Source organism: Alkalibacillus haloalkaliphilus, assembly GCF_007991275.1.
Taxonomy (GTDB): Bacteria; Bacillota; Bacilli; order Bacillales; family Alkalibacillaceae; genus Alkalibacillus; species Alkalibacillus haloalkaliphilus.
The window spans coordinates 63351-78708 of the sequence record NZ_BJYA01000004.1 but is presented as its reverse complement, the minus strand read 5'-3'; the positions used below and the strand labels follow the sequence as shown (position 1 = coordinate 78708).

Sequence of the window (15358 nt, the reverse complement as noted above, 5' to 3'; positions counted from 1 at the left end):
GTTTTTGAGTAATAAGTTATGGACAACGTTATCAATTATTTGTGCATTTGTAGGGCTAGCATTATGGTTACCGAATATCATTTTTCAATATGGCTATAGCTTTTGGGCTTTAACATTCTTAGTTAATCCCATTGGTGCACTGTTTGGCTTGATCGGTAAAAGTAAGGTAGGAATTGTGTTGAACCTTTTTATGACATTTAGCTTTTTTATTTTTACGTTTTTAGGGTATTTCTTTTTTAGTTGGTAATGACATGAAGGGAGAAAACACATGATCAAAGCTGTCGTGTTCGACTTGGATAGAACGTTGTTAGATCGAGATAAGTCTGTGAGGGTTTTTATTGAAAAACAACATGACAGATTGAATACATTTTTGGATCATATACCTAAAGAAAAATACATAACGAGATTTATCGAGCTGGATCAAAGGGGTTACGTATCAAAAGATAAAGTCTATCAGCAGATAGTCGATGAGTTTAACATTACAGGATTGACATGGCAGGAGTTACTTGAAGATTATATTAGTCGCTTTAAAGATAGCTGTAGACCATTTCCTAACCTTAATAGAATGTTAGAAACTTTGCTAGGTCATCACCTTATACTTGGGGTGATTACGAATGGTAGAGGCCAATTCCAATTAGATAATATTAAGGCCTTAGGGATTGAGCATTATTTTGAATCCATCCTTATATCAGAATGGGAAGGGGTGAAAAAGCCTGATCCTCAAATATTCTATAAAGCATTAGAAGCATTAGATGTAGTGCCTGCAGAGAGCATTTATGTCGGCGACCATCCAGAAAATGATATTAAAGCCTCGCGAAATGTTGGTATGAAAAGTGTATGGATGAAAGATAAGCGATACGATGGCGTTCAAGCGGATTTTGTTATAGAAGATTTGATGGAGGTACCTTACATAGTGGAAGGATTGTGCAGCCGGCGTATTTAATTTATCAGCGGTTGGAACTGATAATTAGGCGAAAATCCTAATAATTAAGCGAAATTCTTTATAATTGGGCGAAATTCTCGATAATTAAGCGAAATCCTCAATAATTAGGCGAACGCTCAATTAATTAAGCGTTCGCCTAAATTCCGCAATCGACCTACGCCTCTTTCGGCTGGCCGATGAGTTCTTTTTCTTCGTCCTTAAGTCCTTCTATTAAATAATTGACGAGTTGTTCGCCGTTGATCAGTTCGATGTTGAGTGAGCTGGCGTATTTTCGTGCTTGGTTCGTAAAGTCACTTGTTGTGACGATGAATCCTCCTTCAGCTTTTTCTTGGACCATATTGGAATGGATGATGGCGATTGGGTCGAATGAGACGTTGTTTTTGTAAGCTTTGACTTGGCCGAGGTATAGGCCATCATCGCGGTGATGACGAATATCAACACCGTAGTCGCCAATCGTTCCAGTTACAGTCGTCTCTCCTCCGTATTTCGTTCTCATCACATCAGCTACAAAGCCTTCGAATTCATAGTCGACTTGTTGGATAAATAGGTTGCTTACTTGATCGGTGAATTCACCTGTTTCGGAATCTTTTTTAAAATTGAAGCGGTAGTAGAGTCCCATCGCAAGGGTGCGTTTTAAATCTTCACTTTGGTCTAGCAGTTCATATAGCTGCTTATTTCGTTTATGTTTTTTTCGGTTGATAATGAGTAAATGGATCGCGCCTATGAGTAAAACGACGGTTAACGCTGTTTGAAGCATGCAATCACTCCTTTTCACCATTATTGTTGCCAAAAAGTTTGCGGTTGAAACGGTGACAGTAAGCGTATTTTGAATTAGTATAATAGATAAAGTAGGAGGGGTAGCGATGGAGCATTACGTGTTTGTATATGGTACTTTATTGTATAATGAGCGAAATCATAGATTAATTGAAGGTGCGCATCGTGTTGCAAAAGAGGCGTGGATGACAGGGCGGTTAGTTGATACGACGAATGGTTATCCAGCGTTAGTTTTGGATTCTGATCAAGTAGTTTATGGTGAAGTATATAGTGTTACGGGTGAACTTTTAGAAAAAATTGATGAGCTAGAAGGATACGTGCCTAATGGTGATTCGCATTATGAGCGAAAAGTCGTTGAAGTAGAGACAGATTTTGGTACGTTTGAGGCTTATACATATTATTATGAATCTTGGAAGGCTGAAAGTTTGCGCGAGGTACCGTTTGGTGACTGGCGATTGGACCGGCAGTTGAAAGACAACGTGCCGTATTATTTTGCGTATGGGTCGTGTATGGACGATGAGCGAATTAACTTGGCGGGGAAGCTTGAAGAGTTTGATAGACTAGGTGTCGGTCGTTTGGATGGATATGAACTTCAGTTTACCGTGAATCGTCCAGATGGGGGACGTGCTGACATTGTAGAAGCTGAAGGTGAGGCGGTCGAAGGGGTTGTTTATGAAATTACCGAAGCAGCACGTGATTATTTATATGAACGTGAAGGCGTGCATTCTGGGATGTACCGTCCAGCGATAGTGGATGTGAAGTTCCGCGGTGATTTGGTCCCGATGCTTACTTTTATTGTGATAGATAAAAAAGATGAGATCGCACCGCCGGATCATTATTTGACAGAGATTTTACGCGGTGGTGCGCCGGATGTGAGTGAGGCGTATTTGGAGAAAGTGAGGTTACGAGCTGAGCGGTTGAATGGAGGAGAAATTAGTGGAGATTAGAATTCTTAATGCTCAAGATGCTGAGGCTTATCGTAGGTTAAGGTTAGAGGCATTGCAAGTTAACCCAGAAGCTTTTGCATCTAGTTTTGAAGAGGAGAAAGACCGTACAGTTGAGGTTTTCGCTGAACGACTTGAGTCAGAACAAGCGGTTAGTCTTGGTGCTTTTTTAGGTGATGCGTTAGTCGGTATGGCAACGTTACAGTTTGAAAAGTATTATAAAATGAGACATCGTGGTAATTTAGTTGGGATGTATGTGACAAGTAGTGCTAGAGGGTACGGCTATGGTAATAGGCTGTTGGAGCAGGCATTAATGATCGCTAAGAATCACCAGTTAGAACAAGTCTATTTAACGGTAGTTTCTAGTAATGTTCAAGCGAAAAATCTCTATGAAAATATCGGGTTTGAAACGATTGGTTTAGAGAAAAATGCGATAAAATTACATGACGGTCTTTATCATGATGAGGAGCATATGGTGAAGTTTTTGTGAGGGAGTTAAGATGATGTATTACATATATATGTTACGCTGCAAAGACGGCTCATTGTATACTGGCTACACAAATGATGTAGCAGCACGTTTGGCTAAGCATCAAGCGGGTGAAGCGGCAAAATATACGAGGGCTAAACTTCCGGTTGAACTCGTTTATCAAGAAGAGTTCGAGTCAAAATCAGAGGCGATGAAGCGAGAAGCGGCGATTAAGAAGCTTAGTAAGCGGGAGAAAGAGGAGTTAGTTAAGTAGTATAAGGCCAAACTAAGATGTATATTAGATATATCGGAGGAGGTTATAGTTATGAATAATTTGAAAAGCTATTACATCATTGGCAACCGAGGAGAAGAGCATGAGTGGATGTTACTGGTGGTTGTGGTTTGTTCTTTTTTAACCTTTAGACGTGTCAATAAGTTAGAACGCTATAAAGAACAATTAAAGGGTTCGTTTACACCATATTAATAAATGAAAAAGGATGAGCGCGGGGCTCATCCTTTTTGTTTTAATCTAATTCAAATTCGCCTAATACCCAACCTTCTTCTGCACCATCTTTACCAACAAACACGACAAAGTTGTAGTAATCAGAAGGTAATACGCCTGGTAGAAGAGGTAATACTCCACTGGCATCGATTTGGTAATCATGCTCACCTTCTGGTTGAGCGCCAACAGTAGCTATTCCAGCACCTGCAGTTAAACCAGCATCATATATTACGAAATCAACATAATCAATATCATAGTTGAATCCTAATGTTACATCGAATATATCATTGTTTAGCTCGAAGTTTCCAAAGTCTAGTAAGTCATCAATTTGGAATACTTCGTAAGGATCTTGTACGAAAAGAATCGTAGGGATTTCAATTACTTCATCATCATGTGTTAGCGTAATTAAGCCCTCATAATATCCACCTTCAAGACCACTCGCATCAACTTGTACGTTCATGTTAACTTTCTGAGCTTGACCTGGATTTACATTTAGGTTGTTGCTTGTGTTCACTTTAATGTGATCTTCACCGTCAAAGAACTCAACTTCCATGTCAAAACGCTTTCTCTCATCAGAAAGGTTTTGAATTTCGAAGTGTTGACGTTCTACTTGTCTACCATTTTCTTTCTCAAAAGTTCCAAAAGAATGAGAACCAGGTGCCATTAAAGTTTCAGTAGTGATCGCATCTGCAACACGGATGCTTCCTGCACCTTGTGTGTTATTCGGATAACGATTACCATCTAAATCATATAATGTTTCAGCTGTGTTCATTAAAGCACCTTTAACATCTTGCGTGTCCCAACCTGAGTTAGCCTGCACAAGTAATGCCGCTGCACCTGCAACGTGTGGTGCTGACATGCTTGTACCTTGCATTGAAGCATAAGCGTGAGGTTGATCAGGGTTATGCGTTGGGACTGTACTTACAATGTTTACACCAGGAGCAGAAACATCAGGTTTAATCATCCAAGTTTCAGTAACTGGTCCACGAGATGAGAAGTCAGCAACTAACTCGCCAGTCATTCCAGCTTGAGAAATATCAAATGATACAGTATTGTTACCATCTTCTAACTCTTGAAGCATTAATGCTCCATTATCTTGAGACATTTTGATTGTTGGTACAGCCATACCAGGTACATCTGGTTGTTCACCTGGTACGTTGTTAAAGATGACCGCACCAACTGCACCTGCAGCAGCTACGTTTTCAGCTTTTTCAACGAATGGATATTCACCACGTTCGATTAGTGCGATTTTACCTTCTAAATCGACACCATCAACTTCATCTGCAGAACCTAATCCAACATATTCAAATTCAAATTCACCTTCATTTAATGCCATTAGAGCATCTTCACCAAGGTGTCCCATAACAGCAGATGTATCATATGCATGTCCGCTTTGTGTTGATACAGATGCATCATACATCATATATGGTAACTGCGTCGCACCTACAGAAATTGCATCACGGCTAGTACCTGGAGAACCAACAGTCCAATCAGCTGGTCCGCTGTTACCGTTAGATGCTACTGCAACAACGCCATCAGCCATAGCTGTATCTAGTGCAACTGATGTAGCAAAGTCAGGATCATTTGATGTATTACCTAAAGATAAGTTCATAACATCTGCACCATCTTCAACAGCGCGCTCGATTCCTTTAACTACATTTTCAGTCGTACCACTACCACCAGGACCTAAAACACGGTAAGCAAGAAGTGTCGCATCTGGTGCTACACCTTTGATGGCACCGTTAGCTGCGATTGTACCAGCTACGTGAGAACCGTGGTTAGTAGAATCACCGCGAGGATCATCAGCAGGAGTTTCTTGTGGGTCATAATCGTTATCTACAAAGTCATACCCTTTATAATCATTGAAAGCATGTTCTAGATCAGGGTGAGTGTAATCAACACCTGTGTCTAGTACAGCTACAGTAACACCTTCACCAGTGTAACCTAGCTCATCCCATGCTTGGTCAGCACCAATATGTGGAGCACTGTCCATCATATTTGGAGAAATTTCGTGAGCACCAATTTCAGTTGATTCGATCACTTCAGCTTGGTGTTCAACGTTAGGGTAGACTGCTTTAATACCATCAACAGCAGCTAAACTACGTAACTCGTTTTGTTTAACTTCAACAGAAAATCCGCTAAATACATAGTCGTATTCACGTGCGAATTCACTACTTGGCGCAGCTTCAGAAACGTCATCCATTACTGATTGTCTGACAGCTGCCAAGTCACCTCTATCTTGTTGTTCGTTATTATGTTTTGCGGCAAGAACTGAACGTTCAGTCAGCTCCACAATCACCGTCACTGGTCCTTCTGATTCATGATCAAATTCACCATGAATTGTACCTAAACGTTGTAGATCACCTGAGCTAGTTTGGAGATCTCCAACATTGTTATTTGCATTGTTCCCTTTTCCTTGGCCTTGGCCAGGCGAGAAGCCCATCGTACCAAAGACAAGTAGAACAGCGAGTAAAATTAAAATCGGTTTACTTAATGCTTTTCTCAACTGCATTCCCTCCATCATAATTTTTTTAATAAAACAAAACCCTTTAAAACAAACCCTCCTTTATTTAAATATAAAAGGTTACATATAACTATTTCGTCTCAGTTACAAATAATCCCTTGAGACAAAAGAACTAAAATTCAGAATTTTCCGTGTACCATACAAACCCTTATATACCAATGGTTTAGCAACTTTGTATCTATGAATTCGATTTGTTTCGACAAAGGTTAGGGGGGCGAAAGAACTATGTTTTCGACGAGGGATGACGAAAGGTGATAAGAAAACAAAAATATTTTGGAGATATAACAATAAAAAAGCCCTTGAGTTTGATCAAGGACTTGAACTTAATGGAAAACATTCGATTTAATTACATTTTACTAGGATAAATTACTCGCTTGTCTCAATCCAGTTTTCGGCCCAGCTTTGTATTTGGTCTAGTGCTGGTTTCAATGATTCGCCTTTACTGGTTAATGAGTATTCTATTCTAACTGGAGTTTCATCATAAACTGAGCGTTTAACGATGCCTTCTTTTTCTAAATCTTTAAGGCGTTCTGATAATACGCGGCCACTCACGCCGATTGATGATTCGATTTCACAAAAGCGCTGTGAGCCTTCTAGTAATTGATATATGATTAATGTCGTCCACCGTTTGTTCATAATGGAGATAGCTTTTTCAAATCTTGGGCAGATTGATTGGTCCATGGGTCTTCACCTCTTATGTCCTATTATAACGAAAAAAGTCACGAAAGAAAATAATAAGCTTACTTGACTTTACTAACTATATTATATATACTTGCTTACATAAAGTAAGTTGATTACAAAAAGAGGAGGAATTTTATTTATGGCAAATGTTACATTAGACAAAGTGCATAGTTCAGTTGCTTTCCAAGTAAAGCACATGATGGTATCAAAGGCGAAGGGTGAATTCCAAGATTTTGACGTTCAAGTGACTGGGGATGTTAAAGACTTAGAAAACGCAAGTGTAAAAGCGACAATTCAAGTAGATTCAATCGAAACGAATAACGAAGATCGTAACGGCCACTTAAAGTCAGGTGACTTTTTTGATACTGAGAATTACCCAACAATTACATTAGAAAGTAAGTTAGTTAAGAAAGTTAGCGAGTCAGAATACGAAGTGACAGCAGACGTTACAATTAAAGATGTGACAAATGAAGAGACATTCAAAGTAGAAGCAAATGGTGTTGCAAAAGATCCAATGGGCGGTAACATGGTTGCTGGTTTCGATGTTGAAGGAACAGTAAACCGCGAAGACTACGGCTTAACTTGGAACGCTCCACTAGAAACAGGCGGCGTTTTAATCGGTAAGGAAGTTAAGCTACAAGCAGCATTCGAATTTGTTATTGAAGAGTAATTGATAGAGTGAAAAAGCGTGGGGAGATGATCCTTGCGCTTTTTTATTTGGCGTTCGTGGGACTGGTTTTGGCGCTCGAAGGAATAATTTGGCGTTCGAGGGGTCGATTTTGGCGCTCGAGTGAATAATCTGGCGTTCGAGGAATGGATTCTGGCGCTCACGGATAAAATTTGGCGTTCGTAAAAATTTTTTGGCGTTCGCAAATTTAATTTGTCGCTCATGAATTTATCAGCGTTCAGGAAGATTTATCGGCGTTCAGCATGAGTTTATCAGCGCTCACAAAGTTTTATCAGCGAACGTCGATCAACGGCACGAAGCCGATATGAATTTTAGCCATGATTGAATTATAATAGAGTAAAGGAGGTTGATTATGGAAGTTTTTGCTGATTATTTAACGAGTATAGATGACGAGAAGCGGCGTGATCGCATGAGTGAAGTGCTAAATTGGGTGCAGGGTGAGTTTCCTCAGCTAGAGCCGGTCATTAAGTGGAATCAGCCGATGTTTTCTAACGATGGGACGTTCATTATTGCCTTCAGCATCGCGAAGCAGCACATGTCGGTTGCGCCTGAGAAAAAAGCGTTAGAGCTTTTTGCAAGTGAGATTGAAAAAGCGGGGTACAGTGCTACAAGCCAACTTTTCAGGATTAAATGGAAAGATGAGGTGGATTATCGATTGCTAAGACAATTGATTGAGTTTAATATTGAAGATAAAGCTGATTATACTAAATTTTGGCGGGAGGATGAAAGATGAAGAAGCAAGTGATTCAATTTCTAAAAGACAATCGTGAGCGTCATTTACAAGAGTTAGAAGATTTTTTAAAGATACCAAGTATTAGTGCGTTATCGGAGTATCATGACGATACGGTGCGTGCAGCTGAGTGGGTGCAACAGGAGCTAGGTAATATTGGCTTTCATGAAGCTAAGGTGATGGAATCTGATGGGAAGCCGGTTGTTTACGGTGAATACATAGCAGATGGTAATGCGCCGACAGTTTTAGTTTACGGTCACTATGATGTGCAGCCAGTGGATCCTGTTCATTTATGGGATTCTGAGCCGTTTGAGCCGACGATCCGTGATAACAAAATTTATGCCCGTGGTGCAACAGATGACAAGGGCCAAGTGTTTATGCATCTTAAAGTGATGGAAGCGGTTATTAGTCAAGATGAAAAGCCCCCAGTAAACTTTAAAGTGTTAATTGAAGGTGAAGAGGAGATTGGTAGTCCGAATTTACCGAAGTTTGCTGAAGAGAATGCGGACATGTTGAAGGCTGACTTAGTTGTCGTATCAGATTCAGCTCTAGTTGAAAAAGGTAAGCCGACGATTACATATGGTCTGCGCGGTCTTGCAGGTATTCAAATTGATGTGAAGGGTGCTAATAGCGATTTACACTCGGGTGAATACGGTGGCGGTGTCGTTAATCCAATTCATGCACTTGTGAAAATTGTAGATTCATTCCGTGATGAAAACAATCGCATTCAAGTTAAAGACTTTTACCGTGATATTCCAGAATTATCACAAGATGAGCGTGATGCTTTAGCGCAAGTACCATTTAATGAGGACAAGCTGAAAAGTGACTTAGGCGTGTCTGATCTAGATGGTGAAGAAGGATATTCTTACGTTGAGCGCACGTCGGTTCGTCCGACACTTGAAGTAAATGGTTTATACGGTGGTTTCCAAGGTGAAGGGATTAAGACAGTCCTTCCGAATGAAGCAACGGCGAAAATTACGTGCCGTTTAGTCCCAGATCAAAATCCTGATCATATCGTTGAGCAGTTAACGCAGCATGTGTATGACAACGCACCTAAAGGCGTTGAAGTGGAAGTGAAGCCGTTCGATAAAGGTAAACCATATGTGACGCCATTTGATCATCCAGTGATTCAAAAAGCAGCTCAAGCTTATGAAACAGTCTATCAAAATGATACAGCTTACATTCGTGGTGGCGGTTCAATTCCAATCGTTGCAGAATTAGACCGAATTTTAGAAGTGCCAGTTGTCTTAATGGGCTTCGGTTTACCAGATGAAAATTTACACGCGCCAAATGAGCATTTCCATTTAGAAAACTTTGATCAAGGAATGGAAACGCTAGCGCATTATTTCTACCTATTGGGTGAGTAAATAAAAGTAGCACGGATTTGGTCCGTGCTACTTTTTTATATGCTTAATTCTTTGACGGTAATCGCTTGTGAAATTCGTTCTTTTTTACATTCAGCGAAGTCTTGTTCATCGACAAAATCGAGTTTCATCGCTGATTCAAGCTTTTCAGTATCAGGTTGTTTAACTTCAACGATGAAGTCTTTTAAATTGAGCTCTTCTAGTTTTTCCACCGTTTTCTCATCGTCGTATTTAACAGAAGCGCGGATTGAGCGTTGTGCTTTATATTTGCCGAGTTTTACTTCTGCCTTCTCACCTGAGCCAAACGTTTCGTCAAAATAGTGGTGGATTTGTTTTTTTAGCTGTTTTAGTTCTTTTTCAATCTCCTGCTTTTGATTATTTAAGTCGTAGAAACGTTGTAGATCTTCTTCTGATAGTTTCACCTCTGCTGAGTTAGCCATCATCATTCCTCCAGTCTAGTATCGTTACTAAATTTATATGAGACTGGAGGTGAATTATGAATAAAAATAATAGAGTTAGTCTATCTTACTATTTTCATTATTAAGCTTAAGATTGCAACCAGAATCATCGCACCGAGAATGGCTGGGAAGATCGCGAAGCCAGCTACTTCAGGTCCGAACGTTCCGAATAAACCGTGACCGATCCATGCGCCAATAAAGCCGACAATAATGTTACCGATAATACCACCTGGCGTGCCACCAATTAAAAGGCCACCAGCCCAACCGATTAGGCCACCGACAATAATTAATATAATAAGTTCCATCATAAAAAAATCGCTCCTTTCAATGGGAGAGGTTAGTCAATGTTTACCTCTTTCATTATAGTTTTAAACATATAGATGGATAAGATCACTCAGCATGGCTTAAACTAAGGACAATATGCATGTGGAAATATTCGAAATAAATTTGTATAATAAAGTTAAGGAAATTATTGGAGGAATGATCATGAGTATTTCGAAGCTTTTATATTCAACTGGTTTAGTTTCGTTAGCGTCGCTCGTGCTTTATTTTATTTTTTATGCTCACATTTATACGCAGTCTGAATTAATTGAAGCATATGCCTTTTTCGGTGCGGCAGTTGCGATTTATTTCATTTTCGTCTTTCTTTATAACAAAGGAAACGTTGGAAAATGGTTGTCGCTTGCTGGATTGGTGTTAATTGCGGTATTTGCTGGTGTGCTATTCATTCAGCAGGTTTAGGGGAGGAAGTTGATGTCTAAGAAGGATTATATAGTAAAGTATGTGGCAATATGGGGGATTATATCTGGGATTCTATTTTTTATTTATAATCAATTGTCCGAGTATGGTCTTTCGTTTTCGTCTTTAGTCGCGGGTAGTTGGTTAATTGATTTTGTCACAGCTATTCTTACGTTTGCAATTGTTGGTGGTGTATTAGGTTATATGATTTGGAAAGGTCAATTAAAACGTCAAGCTAAAGGAGATCATTATGCTTAATACAGTTATTATATTAGGTTGGGCTGGAGTTAGTTACTTAACGTTCGCTACATAAAAAGAAAGGGAGCAAACTATGAGAGTTAAATCATTTTACGGCATGAGTAATGACAAGCTTGATCAAAGAATTAATGAATTTCTAGACAGTCAACATATTGAAGTGATTGATGTGAAGTGTTCGAGTACGATGTTTTATTTTTCTGCGATGGTGATCTATAAGTAAAAAGATGAAGGCCGCTCCTTTGTAGGAACGGCCTTTTGTTATAGTTCGCTATAATCGAATTGTTCGTACACGTAAGGGTCATCAGGTTGTTCGATTCTTTCGATTCCAATGTCTTCTAGGGTGGCAAGTTGCCAGTTGTTATATTCAACTGTTTCGATTGTACCTGTTACGCGAAGCCATGTGTCGTCTCGAATTTCTTGTAGTTGACTATCTTCTAATAACAGGCCAAAGATCCCTGCATCAGCTGTACAACATGTGATCCCGAAACGCCCGACGACGAGTTGATCGTTATTAAAATCATCTTCTCTGAACGTAAATCCTTCAATCGTTAGTTCTTTCCCGACGTATGCATCAGGGTTTTCTTCAAGTAATGAAATCACCCCAACATAATTATCTTCGGTCATGACGATATGGTCAGTTGCTAGCATTTCGTCTTTTAATTCAGGATACATCGATTCAGGGGTGAGGATTTCCATATCACCGCCGTCATAACGTTCCTCATCGTGTTCGCGATACTCTTCAGGGACTTCATCTTCATCAATTTCAGGTGGACCGCTACTACTTGGGTCATTGTTCTCATCACCAGTTGCACTTTCTTCACGGTCTTGTTCGATTTGTTGCGCGACTTGCTGACTTTCTTCGTTATTAGCATAAATCCCTGTTTCTGTTGCTAGACGTAATTCATGTTTAAAGCCCATTGTTTGTGCTTGTGAACTTCCTAGTACGTGACCTGAAAATAGGAGGCCAGTAAAAATAGGGATGATAAACAACGCGTAAATGAACGCGAATTTTTTCTTAGACCCTTGATAATCATGATCATGTGCACAATGGCACGCTTCGTGGTGATCGTGGTCTTCGTCATGATCATTTCTAAACAATTGAATTGTCCCTAATACACCCATGACAACTAAAGCAAAATAAAAGTACGGCATCATGCGTGGGGCGATAAATCGATTAATGTCACCTGTCCAAATGAGATTGAACAATAGCATTGTAAAACCTAGTAAAATAACGCCACGGATAAACAAATGTGTTGTTTTACTCAACTAAAATACCTCCTAAAACATTAAGGCTTGGAATATGAGAATGACTGGATACACAATGAATGTGACCACAGCAATTAATGTAAAGACAAAACGTGCTTTAAAGTACGCTAACATTAGTAGCGTGTTCTTTAAGTCCATCATCGGGCCGTATACTAAGAAAGCCACGATCGATGACGTTGAGAAAATTTGGCTTAGTGAAGCACCAACGAACGCATCAGCTTCTGAACATAATGATAAGAAGTAAGCGAACGCCATCATAACAGCAGGCCCTAAGAACGGGTCCATACCGAATTGAACTAACACTTCACGTGCTAAGAAAGTTTGGATAAAGCTTGCGAACGCTGCACCAATTAATAGAAATTTACCCATCGTGAAAAATTCATCACTAGCATGATAGAAAATGTCTTTAATTTTTTGTGTGAATGAACGGTTCGCTTGATGTTCATGTGTAATAGCTCCGAACTGTTCACGAAGCGGATTCGTTTTGTTTCGGTAGATCGCATAAATGACTAATCCAACTAACATAGCGATAATAAATGCTAACCCCATTCTAGCATAAACGACGATTAAGTCCGATGAGAATGCATAAAATGTGGATAGTAGCACAATAGGGTTTAAGACAGGTGCCGACACGAGAATAACCATCGCGACGTGTAGTTTCATACCCTTTTGCATAAGACGTCTGACGATCGGAACAATCGCACATTCACAAATCGGAAATACAGCCCCCGCAATAACCGCTGGGAAAATTGCTCCAAGTGGGTTGGACGGTATGTATTTTTGAATCGTTTGATCGGATACGAATACTTGAATAATCGATGATACGAACACACCGAGTAATACGAACGGAATCGCTTCTAGAAAAATACTTAAGAAAATCGTATTAAAATCTAAAACGCGACTTGGTATATTTAAACGGTCATCTAGAGCCATTGTATCGGCAAATAAAAAGGCGAAAAATATGAGAAACAAAAGCGCGTAAATAACCCCTTCTCGAAGAAACCCTTTCATAATTAAACTCCTTAATCTCTTTTTTATATTCTATCATTATTCTATCGCTAATATGACTTAATTAATAGATTGTAATATTTGCTAGACTAAATTATCTAAAAATAAGTAGAGCTTGTAAAGGATAAATCGTAATTGTTACGAAAACGTAAACTCTATACCAACAATTAGGGAAGAAAGTATTACAAAATAATTCAATTTTCTGAATTGACTGTATGTTTGTTTTATCACTATAATTAATTAAAAGGTGTTAAAAGAGAAAAAGGGTGATCACATGGGTGTGCGAGTAAGTGATGTGTTGGATCTTGATGTGATGAAAGAGGCAGTCGTTCATACTGGTCAAAAAGACTTAGCGCATAAGCTCATTGAGTGGATCTCCGTCATCGAAGTTCCAGTTGAAAATTTTGTTAGAAAGCATGAGTTTGTTTTAACAACTGGGATGGGGTGCGAGGAGGATCCGGCGTTGTTTCGATCGTTTGTCGAAGATGTGATTCAGTCTGGTGCCACGGCTTTAACCGTTTCAACGGGTCGATATGTATCTAATATTCCTAGAGATGTCTTGGAACTTGCTACAACACATAACTTCCCATTAATTGAAGTCCCATGGAAAACTCGTTTTTCTAATGTTATTCATGATGTATTGCAAACAATTAATGAACAGAACGAACAAAAAAGGCAAAAAGCTGAAAATTTACGCCAAACATTAACGAATAGTGTTCTAAATGGCAGTTCTTTAGAAGAGTTAATGGATTTGTTGTACGAAGCGACCGGAATTCCAGTTGCCATTAGTGATGATGAAAAGAATATAAGAGCGAACTGTGATTTTGACTCGACTGTTATTGAGGCGTTAAATGATGAGGGTGACATTTTGGTTGAGAGATTAGAAAAGCCAGATGTTCCTTTGGCAGAGCATCCGTTGTACCATCACTTGGATCAGTACAATGTTGATGGGAAGATGTGCTATGAGTTGACGATTTTTTCGAATAATAAAAAGCAAGGCTATTTGTTGTTCATGCCTGAGAAGCCTGCTGAGTTGAATTGGTTTACGATGCATGCTTTAGAGCACGGATTAACAGCTTGTGCATTGTATTTTTTAACCGAAAATGCAGTGGAAATGACTGAGATCAGGTTGAAAGATAATTTCGTTTTGCAGCTTGCAAAAGATGGCACACCTCTTGATGCGAAAATGTTGTCAAAAGGTGAGCTGTTAGGCTACGACCTCGCCTTACCATATGCATGCTTAGTCGGTGACTTTCGTGTTGTCGAAGAGGATGACCCGACGTGGGATGACGCTCAAGATCAACCTGGACGCTCGTCACTGCACAGTTTGAACTATTATGTCCAAAAGGAAGTGACACACGCCAGTCAGCAGTTGGAACGCAAAACAATGTCATCATTCGATGAAGGTGAGGTCATTATATTTTTAGAAATTGAGGAGAATGGCTATCAAGAAACGGTCAATCACTTTTTAGATATGGTTGAAAGAAGGTTGCACGATCAGTTGGCGCACGTATATTTCGCATGGGGAGTTGGACTTCATAACCAAGGCTTACAGTCATTTTACGAAAGCTATCACGAAGCGCGAACAGCCTTAGATATTCATACTGAAGAACACGGCTTCGGCGAGCGGACATTTTTTGAAGAAACGAAGGTCAATCGACTACTCATGAACGTCGCCAGCAACGATTCGTTGATCAAAATGGTCCAAGAGACGATTGAGCCCTTGATTGAGTACGACCGCAGGCGCCAAACAGACCTCATTCATACATTTATGACGTATCAAAAATATAAAGGCAACGTCAGCCAAACAGCAAGAGCACTAAACTTGCACCGCCAGTCACTTTTGTACCGCCTACGCAATATCGAAAATTTAACCGGCCTAACTTTAGTCGAAGCAGACGACTCATTTTTATTAGAATTAAGCGTGCGGCTGTGGCTGTTGAAACAATTTAAATAGTTAGAATTAGAACCCTGGAGTGTGAAGCTCTAGGGTTTTGTTTTTTGATCTGGTGGT

20 protein-coding genes are annotated in these 15358 nt (G+C 39.7%); 13 read left to right on the top strand and 7 right to left on the bottom strand.

What is annotated here, in order from left to right; genetic code table 11:
- The first annotated feature begins 4 nt into the window (after positions 1 to 4).
- Together AHA02nite_RS05755 and AHA02nite_RS05750 are read left to right on the top strand one after the other, a co-directional pair.
- The gene (locus AHA02nite_RS05755) at positions 5 to 247 is read left to right on the top strand and encodes a hypothetical protein (protein WP_146815269.1); all 243 of its coding nucleotides are present in this window, start codon (positions 5 to 7) and stop codon (positions 245 to 247) included.
- Positions 248 to 268: 21 nt separating this feature from the next.
- On the top strand, positions 269 to 943 hold the full coding sequence (locus tag AHA02nite_RS05750; RefSeq protein WP_146815268.1) for an HAD family hydrolase: 675 nt from the start codon (positions 269 to 271) through the stop codon (positions 941 to 943).
- Positions 944 to 1097: 154 nt separating this feature from the next.
- Here the strand turns inward: AHA02nite_RS05750 and AHA02nite_RS05745 are convergent, their stop codons facing one another.
- Positions 1098 to 1700, bottom strand: a complete 603-nt coding sequence (locus AHA02nite_RS05745) for a restriction endonuclease (protein WP_246118822.1) — start codon at positions 1698 to 1700, stop codon at positions 1098 to 1100.
- Positions 1701 to 1806: 106 nt separating this feature from the next.
- Here AHA02nite_RS05745 and AHA02nite_RS05740 point away from each other — a divergent pair, with 106 nt between their 5' ends.
- Genes AHA02nite_RS05740 through AHA02nite_RS15075 form a run of 4 tightly spaced genes read left to right on the top strand, consistent with a single transcriptional unit; the run spans position 1807 to position 3611 of the window.
- Positions 1807 to 2664: a gamma-glutamylcyclotransferase gene (locus AHA02nite_RS05740; protein ID WP_146815267.1), complete on the top strand. Its 858-nt coding sequence runs from the start codon at positions 1807 to 1809 to the stop codon at positions 2662 to 2664.
- Positions 2654 to 3151: a GNAT family N-acetyltransferase gene (locus AHA02nite_RS05735; RefSeq protein ID WP_146815266.1), complete on the top strand. Its 498-nt coding sequence runs from the start codon at positions 2654 to 2656 to the stop codon at positions 3149 to 3151. Before AHA02nite_RS05740 ends, AHA02nite_RS05735 begins: the two co-directional genes overlap by 11 nt.
- A 13-nt stretch (positions 3152 to 3164) precedes the next feature.
- Complete coding sequence (locus tag AHA02nite_RS05730; RefSeq protein WP_146815265.1) at positions 3165 to 3401, top strand: GIY-YIG nuclease family protein; 237 nt, start codon at positions 3165 to 3167, stop codon at positions 3399 to 3401.
- Between the two features lie 51 nt (positions 3402 to 3452).
- Positions 3453 to 3611 carry a hypothetical protein gene (locus AHA02nite_RS15075; protein WP_170235984.1) on the top strand — a complete coding sequence of 53 codons (159 nt, stop codon included), beginning with the start codon at positions 3453 to 3455 and terminating at the stop codon, positions 3609 to 3611.
- A 40-nt stretch (positions 3612 to 3651) separates the two neighbouring features.
- Here AHA02nite_RS15075 and AHA02nite_RS05725 read toward each other — a convergent pair whose 3' ends face one another.
- Positions 3652 to 6141, bottom strand: coding sequence for a S8 family serine peptidase (locus AHA02nite_RS05725; RefSeq protein ID WP_281284092.1), 2490 nt, complete (start codon positions 6139 to 6141; stop codon positions 3652 to 3654).
- A gap of 378 nt (positions 6142 to 6519) precedes the next feature.
- The gene (locus AHA02nite_RS05720) at positions 6520 to 6834 is read right to left on the bottom strand and encodes a winged helix-turn-helix transcriptional regulator (RefSeq protein ID WP_146815261.1); all 315 of its coding nucleotides are present in this window, start codon (positions 6832 to 6834) and stop codon (positions 6520 to 6522) included.
- 139 nt (positions 6835 to 6973) lie between these two features.
- Here AHA02nite_RS05720 and AHA02nite_RS05715 point away from each other — a divergent pair, with 139 nt between their 5' ends.
- The 3 genes from AHA02nite_RS05715 (at position 6974) to AHA02nite_RS05705 (ending at position 9619) form a co-directional block, all read left to right on the top strand.
- Positions 6974 to 7504, top strand: a complete 531-nt coding sequence (locus AHA02nite_RS05715) for a YceI family protein (RefSeq protein WP_146815259.1) — start codon at positions 6974 to 6976, stop codon at positions 7502 to 7504.
- Between the two features lie 370 nt (positions 7505 to 7874).
- Positions 7875 to 8255, top strand: a complete 381-nt coding sequence (locus tag AHA02nite_RS05710; protein WP_146815257.1) for an iron chaperone — start codon at positions 7875 to 7877, stop codon at positions 8253 to 8255.
- On the top strand, positions 8252 to 9619 hold the full coding sequence (locus tag AHA02nite_RS05705; RefSeq protein WP_146815255.1) for a dipeptidase: 1368 nt from the start codon (positions 8252 to 8254) through the stop codon (positions 9617 to 9619). The genes AHA02nite_RS05710 and AHA02nite_RS05705 overlap by 4 nt, the downstream gene beginning before the upstream one ends.
- A 35-nt stretch (positions 9620 to 9654) precedes the next feature.
- On the opposite strand, the gene AHA02nite_RS05700 is transcribed toward AHA02nite_RS05705, so the two are convergent.
- Together AHA02nite_RS05700 and AHA02nite_RS05695 are read right to left on the bottom strand one after the other, a co-directional pair.
- Complete coding sequence (locus AHA02nite_RS05700; RefSeq protein ID WP_146815253.1) at positions 9655 to 10056, bottom strand: hypothetical protein; 402 nt, start codon at positions 10054 to 10056, stop codon at positions 9655 to 9657.
- Positions 10057 to 10136: 80 nt separating this feature from the next.
- Entirely contained in the window at positions 10137 to 10379 is a 243-nt protein-coding gene (locus tag AHA02nite_RS05695) for a GlsB/YeaQ/YmgE family stress response membrane protein (RefSeq protein ID WP_370871938.1), read from the bottom strand.
- 181 nt (positions 10380 to 10560) lie between these two features.
- Between AHA02nite_RS05695 and AHA02nite_RS05690 the strand changes: the two genes are divergently transcribed.
- From AHA02nite_RS05690 to AHA02nite_RS15070, 3 genes are all read left to right on the top strand, one after another.
- A complete protein-coding gene (locus AHA02nite_RS05690; RefSeq protein WP_146815249.1) occupies positions 10561 to 10815 on the top strand; it encodes a hypothetical protein in 255 nt (84 codons plus the stop codon).
- Between the two features lie 12 nt (positions 10816 to 10827).
- The gene (locus AHA02nite_RS05685) at positions 10828 to 11070 is read left to right on the top strand and encodes a hypothetical protein (protein ID WP_146815247.1); all 243 of its coding nucleotides are present in this window, start codon (positions 10828 to 10830) and stop codon (positions 11068 to 11070) included.
- Between the two features lie 73 nt (positions 11071 to 11143).
- Positions 11144 to 11290 carry a hypothetical protein gene (locus AHA02nite_RS15070; RefSeq protein WP_170235983.1) on the top strand — a complete coding sequence of 49 codons (147 nt, stop codon included), beginning with the start codon at positions 11144 to 11146 and terminating at the stop codon, positions 11288 to 11290.
- A gap of 38 nt (positions 11291 to 11328) precedes the next feature.
- On the opposite strand, the gene AHA02nite_RS05680 is transcribed toward AHA02nite_RS15070, so the two are convergent.
- Together AHA02nite_RS05680 and AHA02nite_RS05675 are read right to left on the bottom strand one after the other, a co-directional pair.
- Complete coding sequence (locus AHA02nite_RS05680) at positions 11329 to 12336, bottom strand: TIGR03943 family putative permease subunit (RefSeq protein WP_146815245.1); 1008 nt, start codon at positions 12334 to 12336, stop codon at positions 11329 to 11331.
- Between the two features lie 12 nt (positions 12337 to 12348).
- Entirely contained in the window at positions 12349 to 13347 is a 999-nt protein-coding gene (locus AHA02nite_RS05675; protein ID WP_146815243.1) for a permease, read from the bottom strand.
- A 271-nt stretch (positions 13348 to 13618) separates the two neighbouring features.
- Between AHA02nite_RS05675 and AHA02nite_RS05670 the strand changes: the two genes are divergently transcribed.
- On the top strand, positions 13619 to 15301 hold the full coding sequence (locus tag AHA02nite_RS05670; protein WP_146815381.1) for a PucR family transcriptional regulator: 1683 nt from the start codon (positions 13619 to 13621) through the stop codon (positions 15299 to 15301).
- Positions 15302 to 15358: the final 57 nt, after the last annotated feature.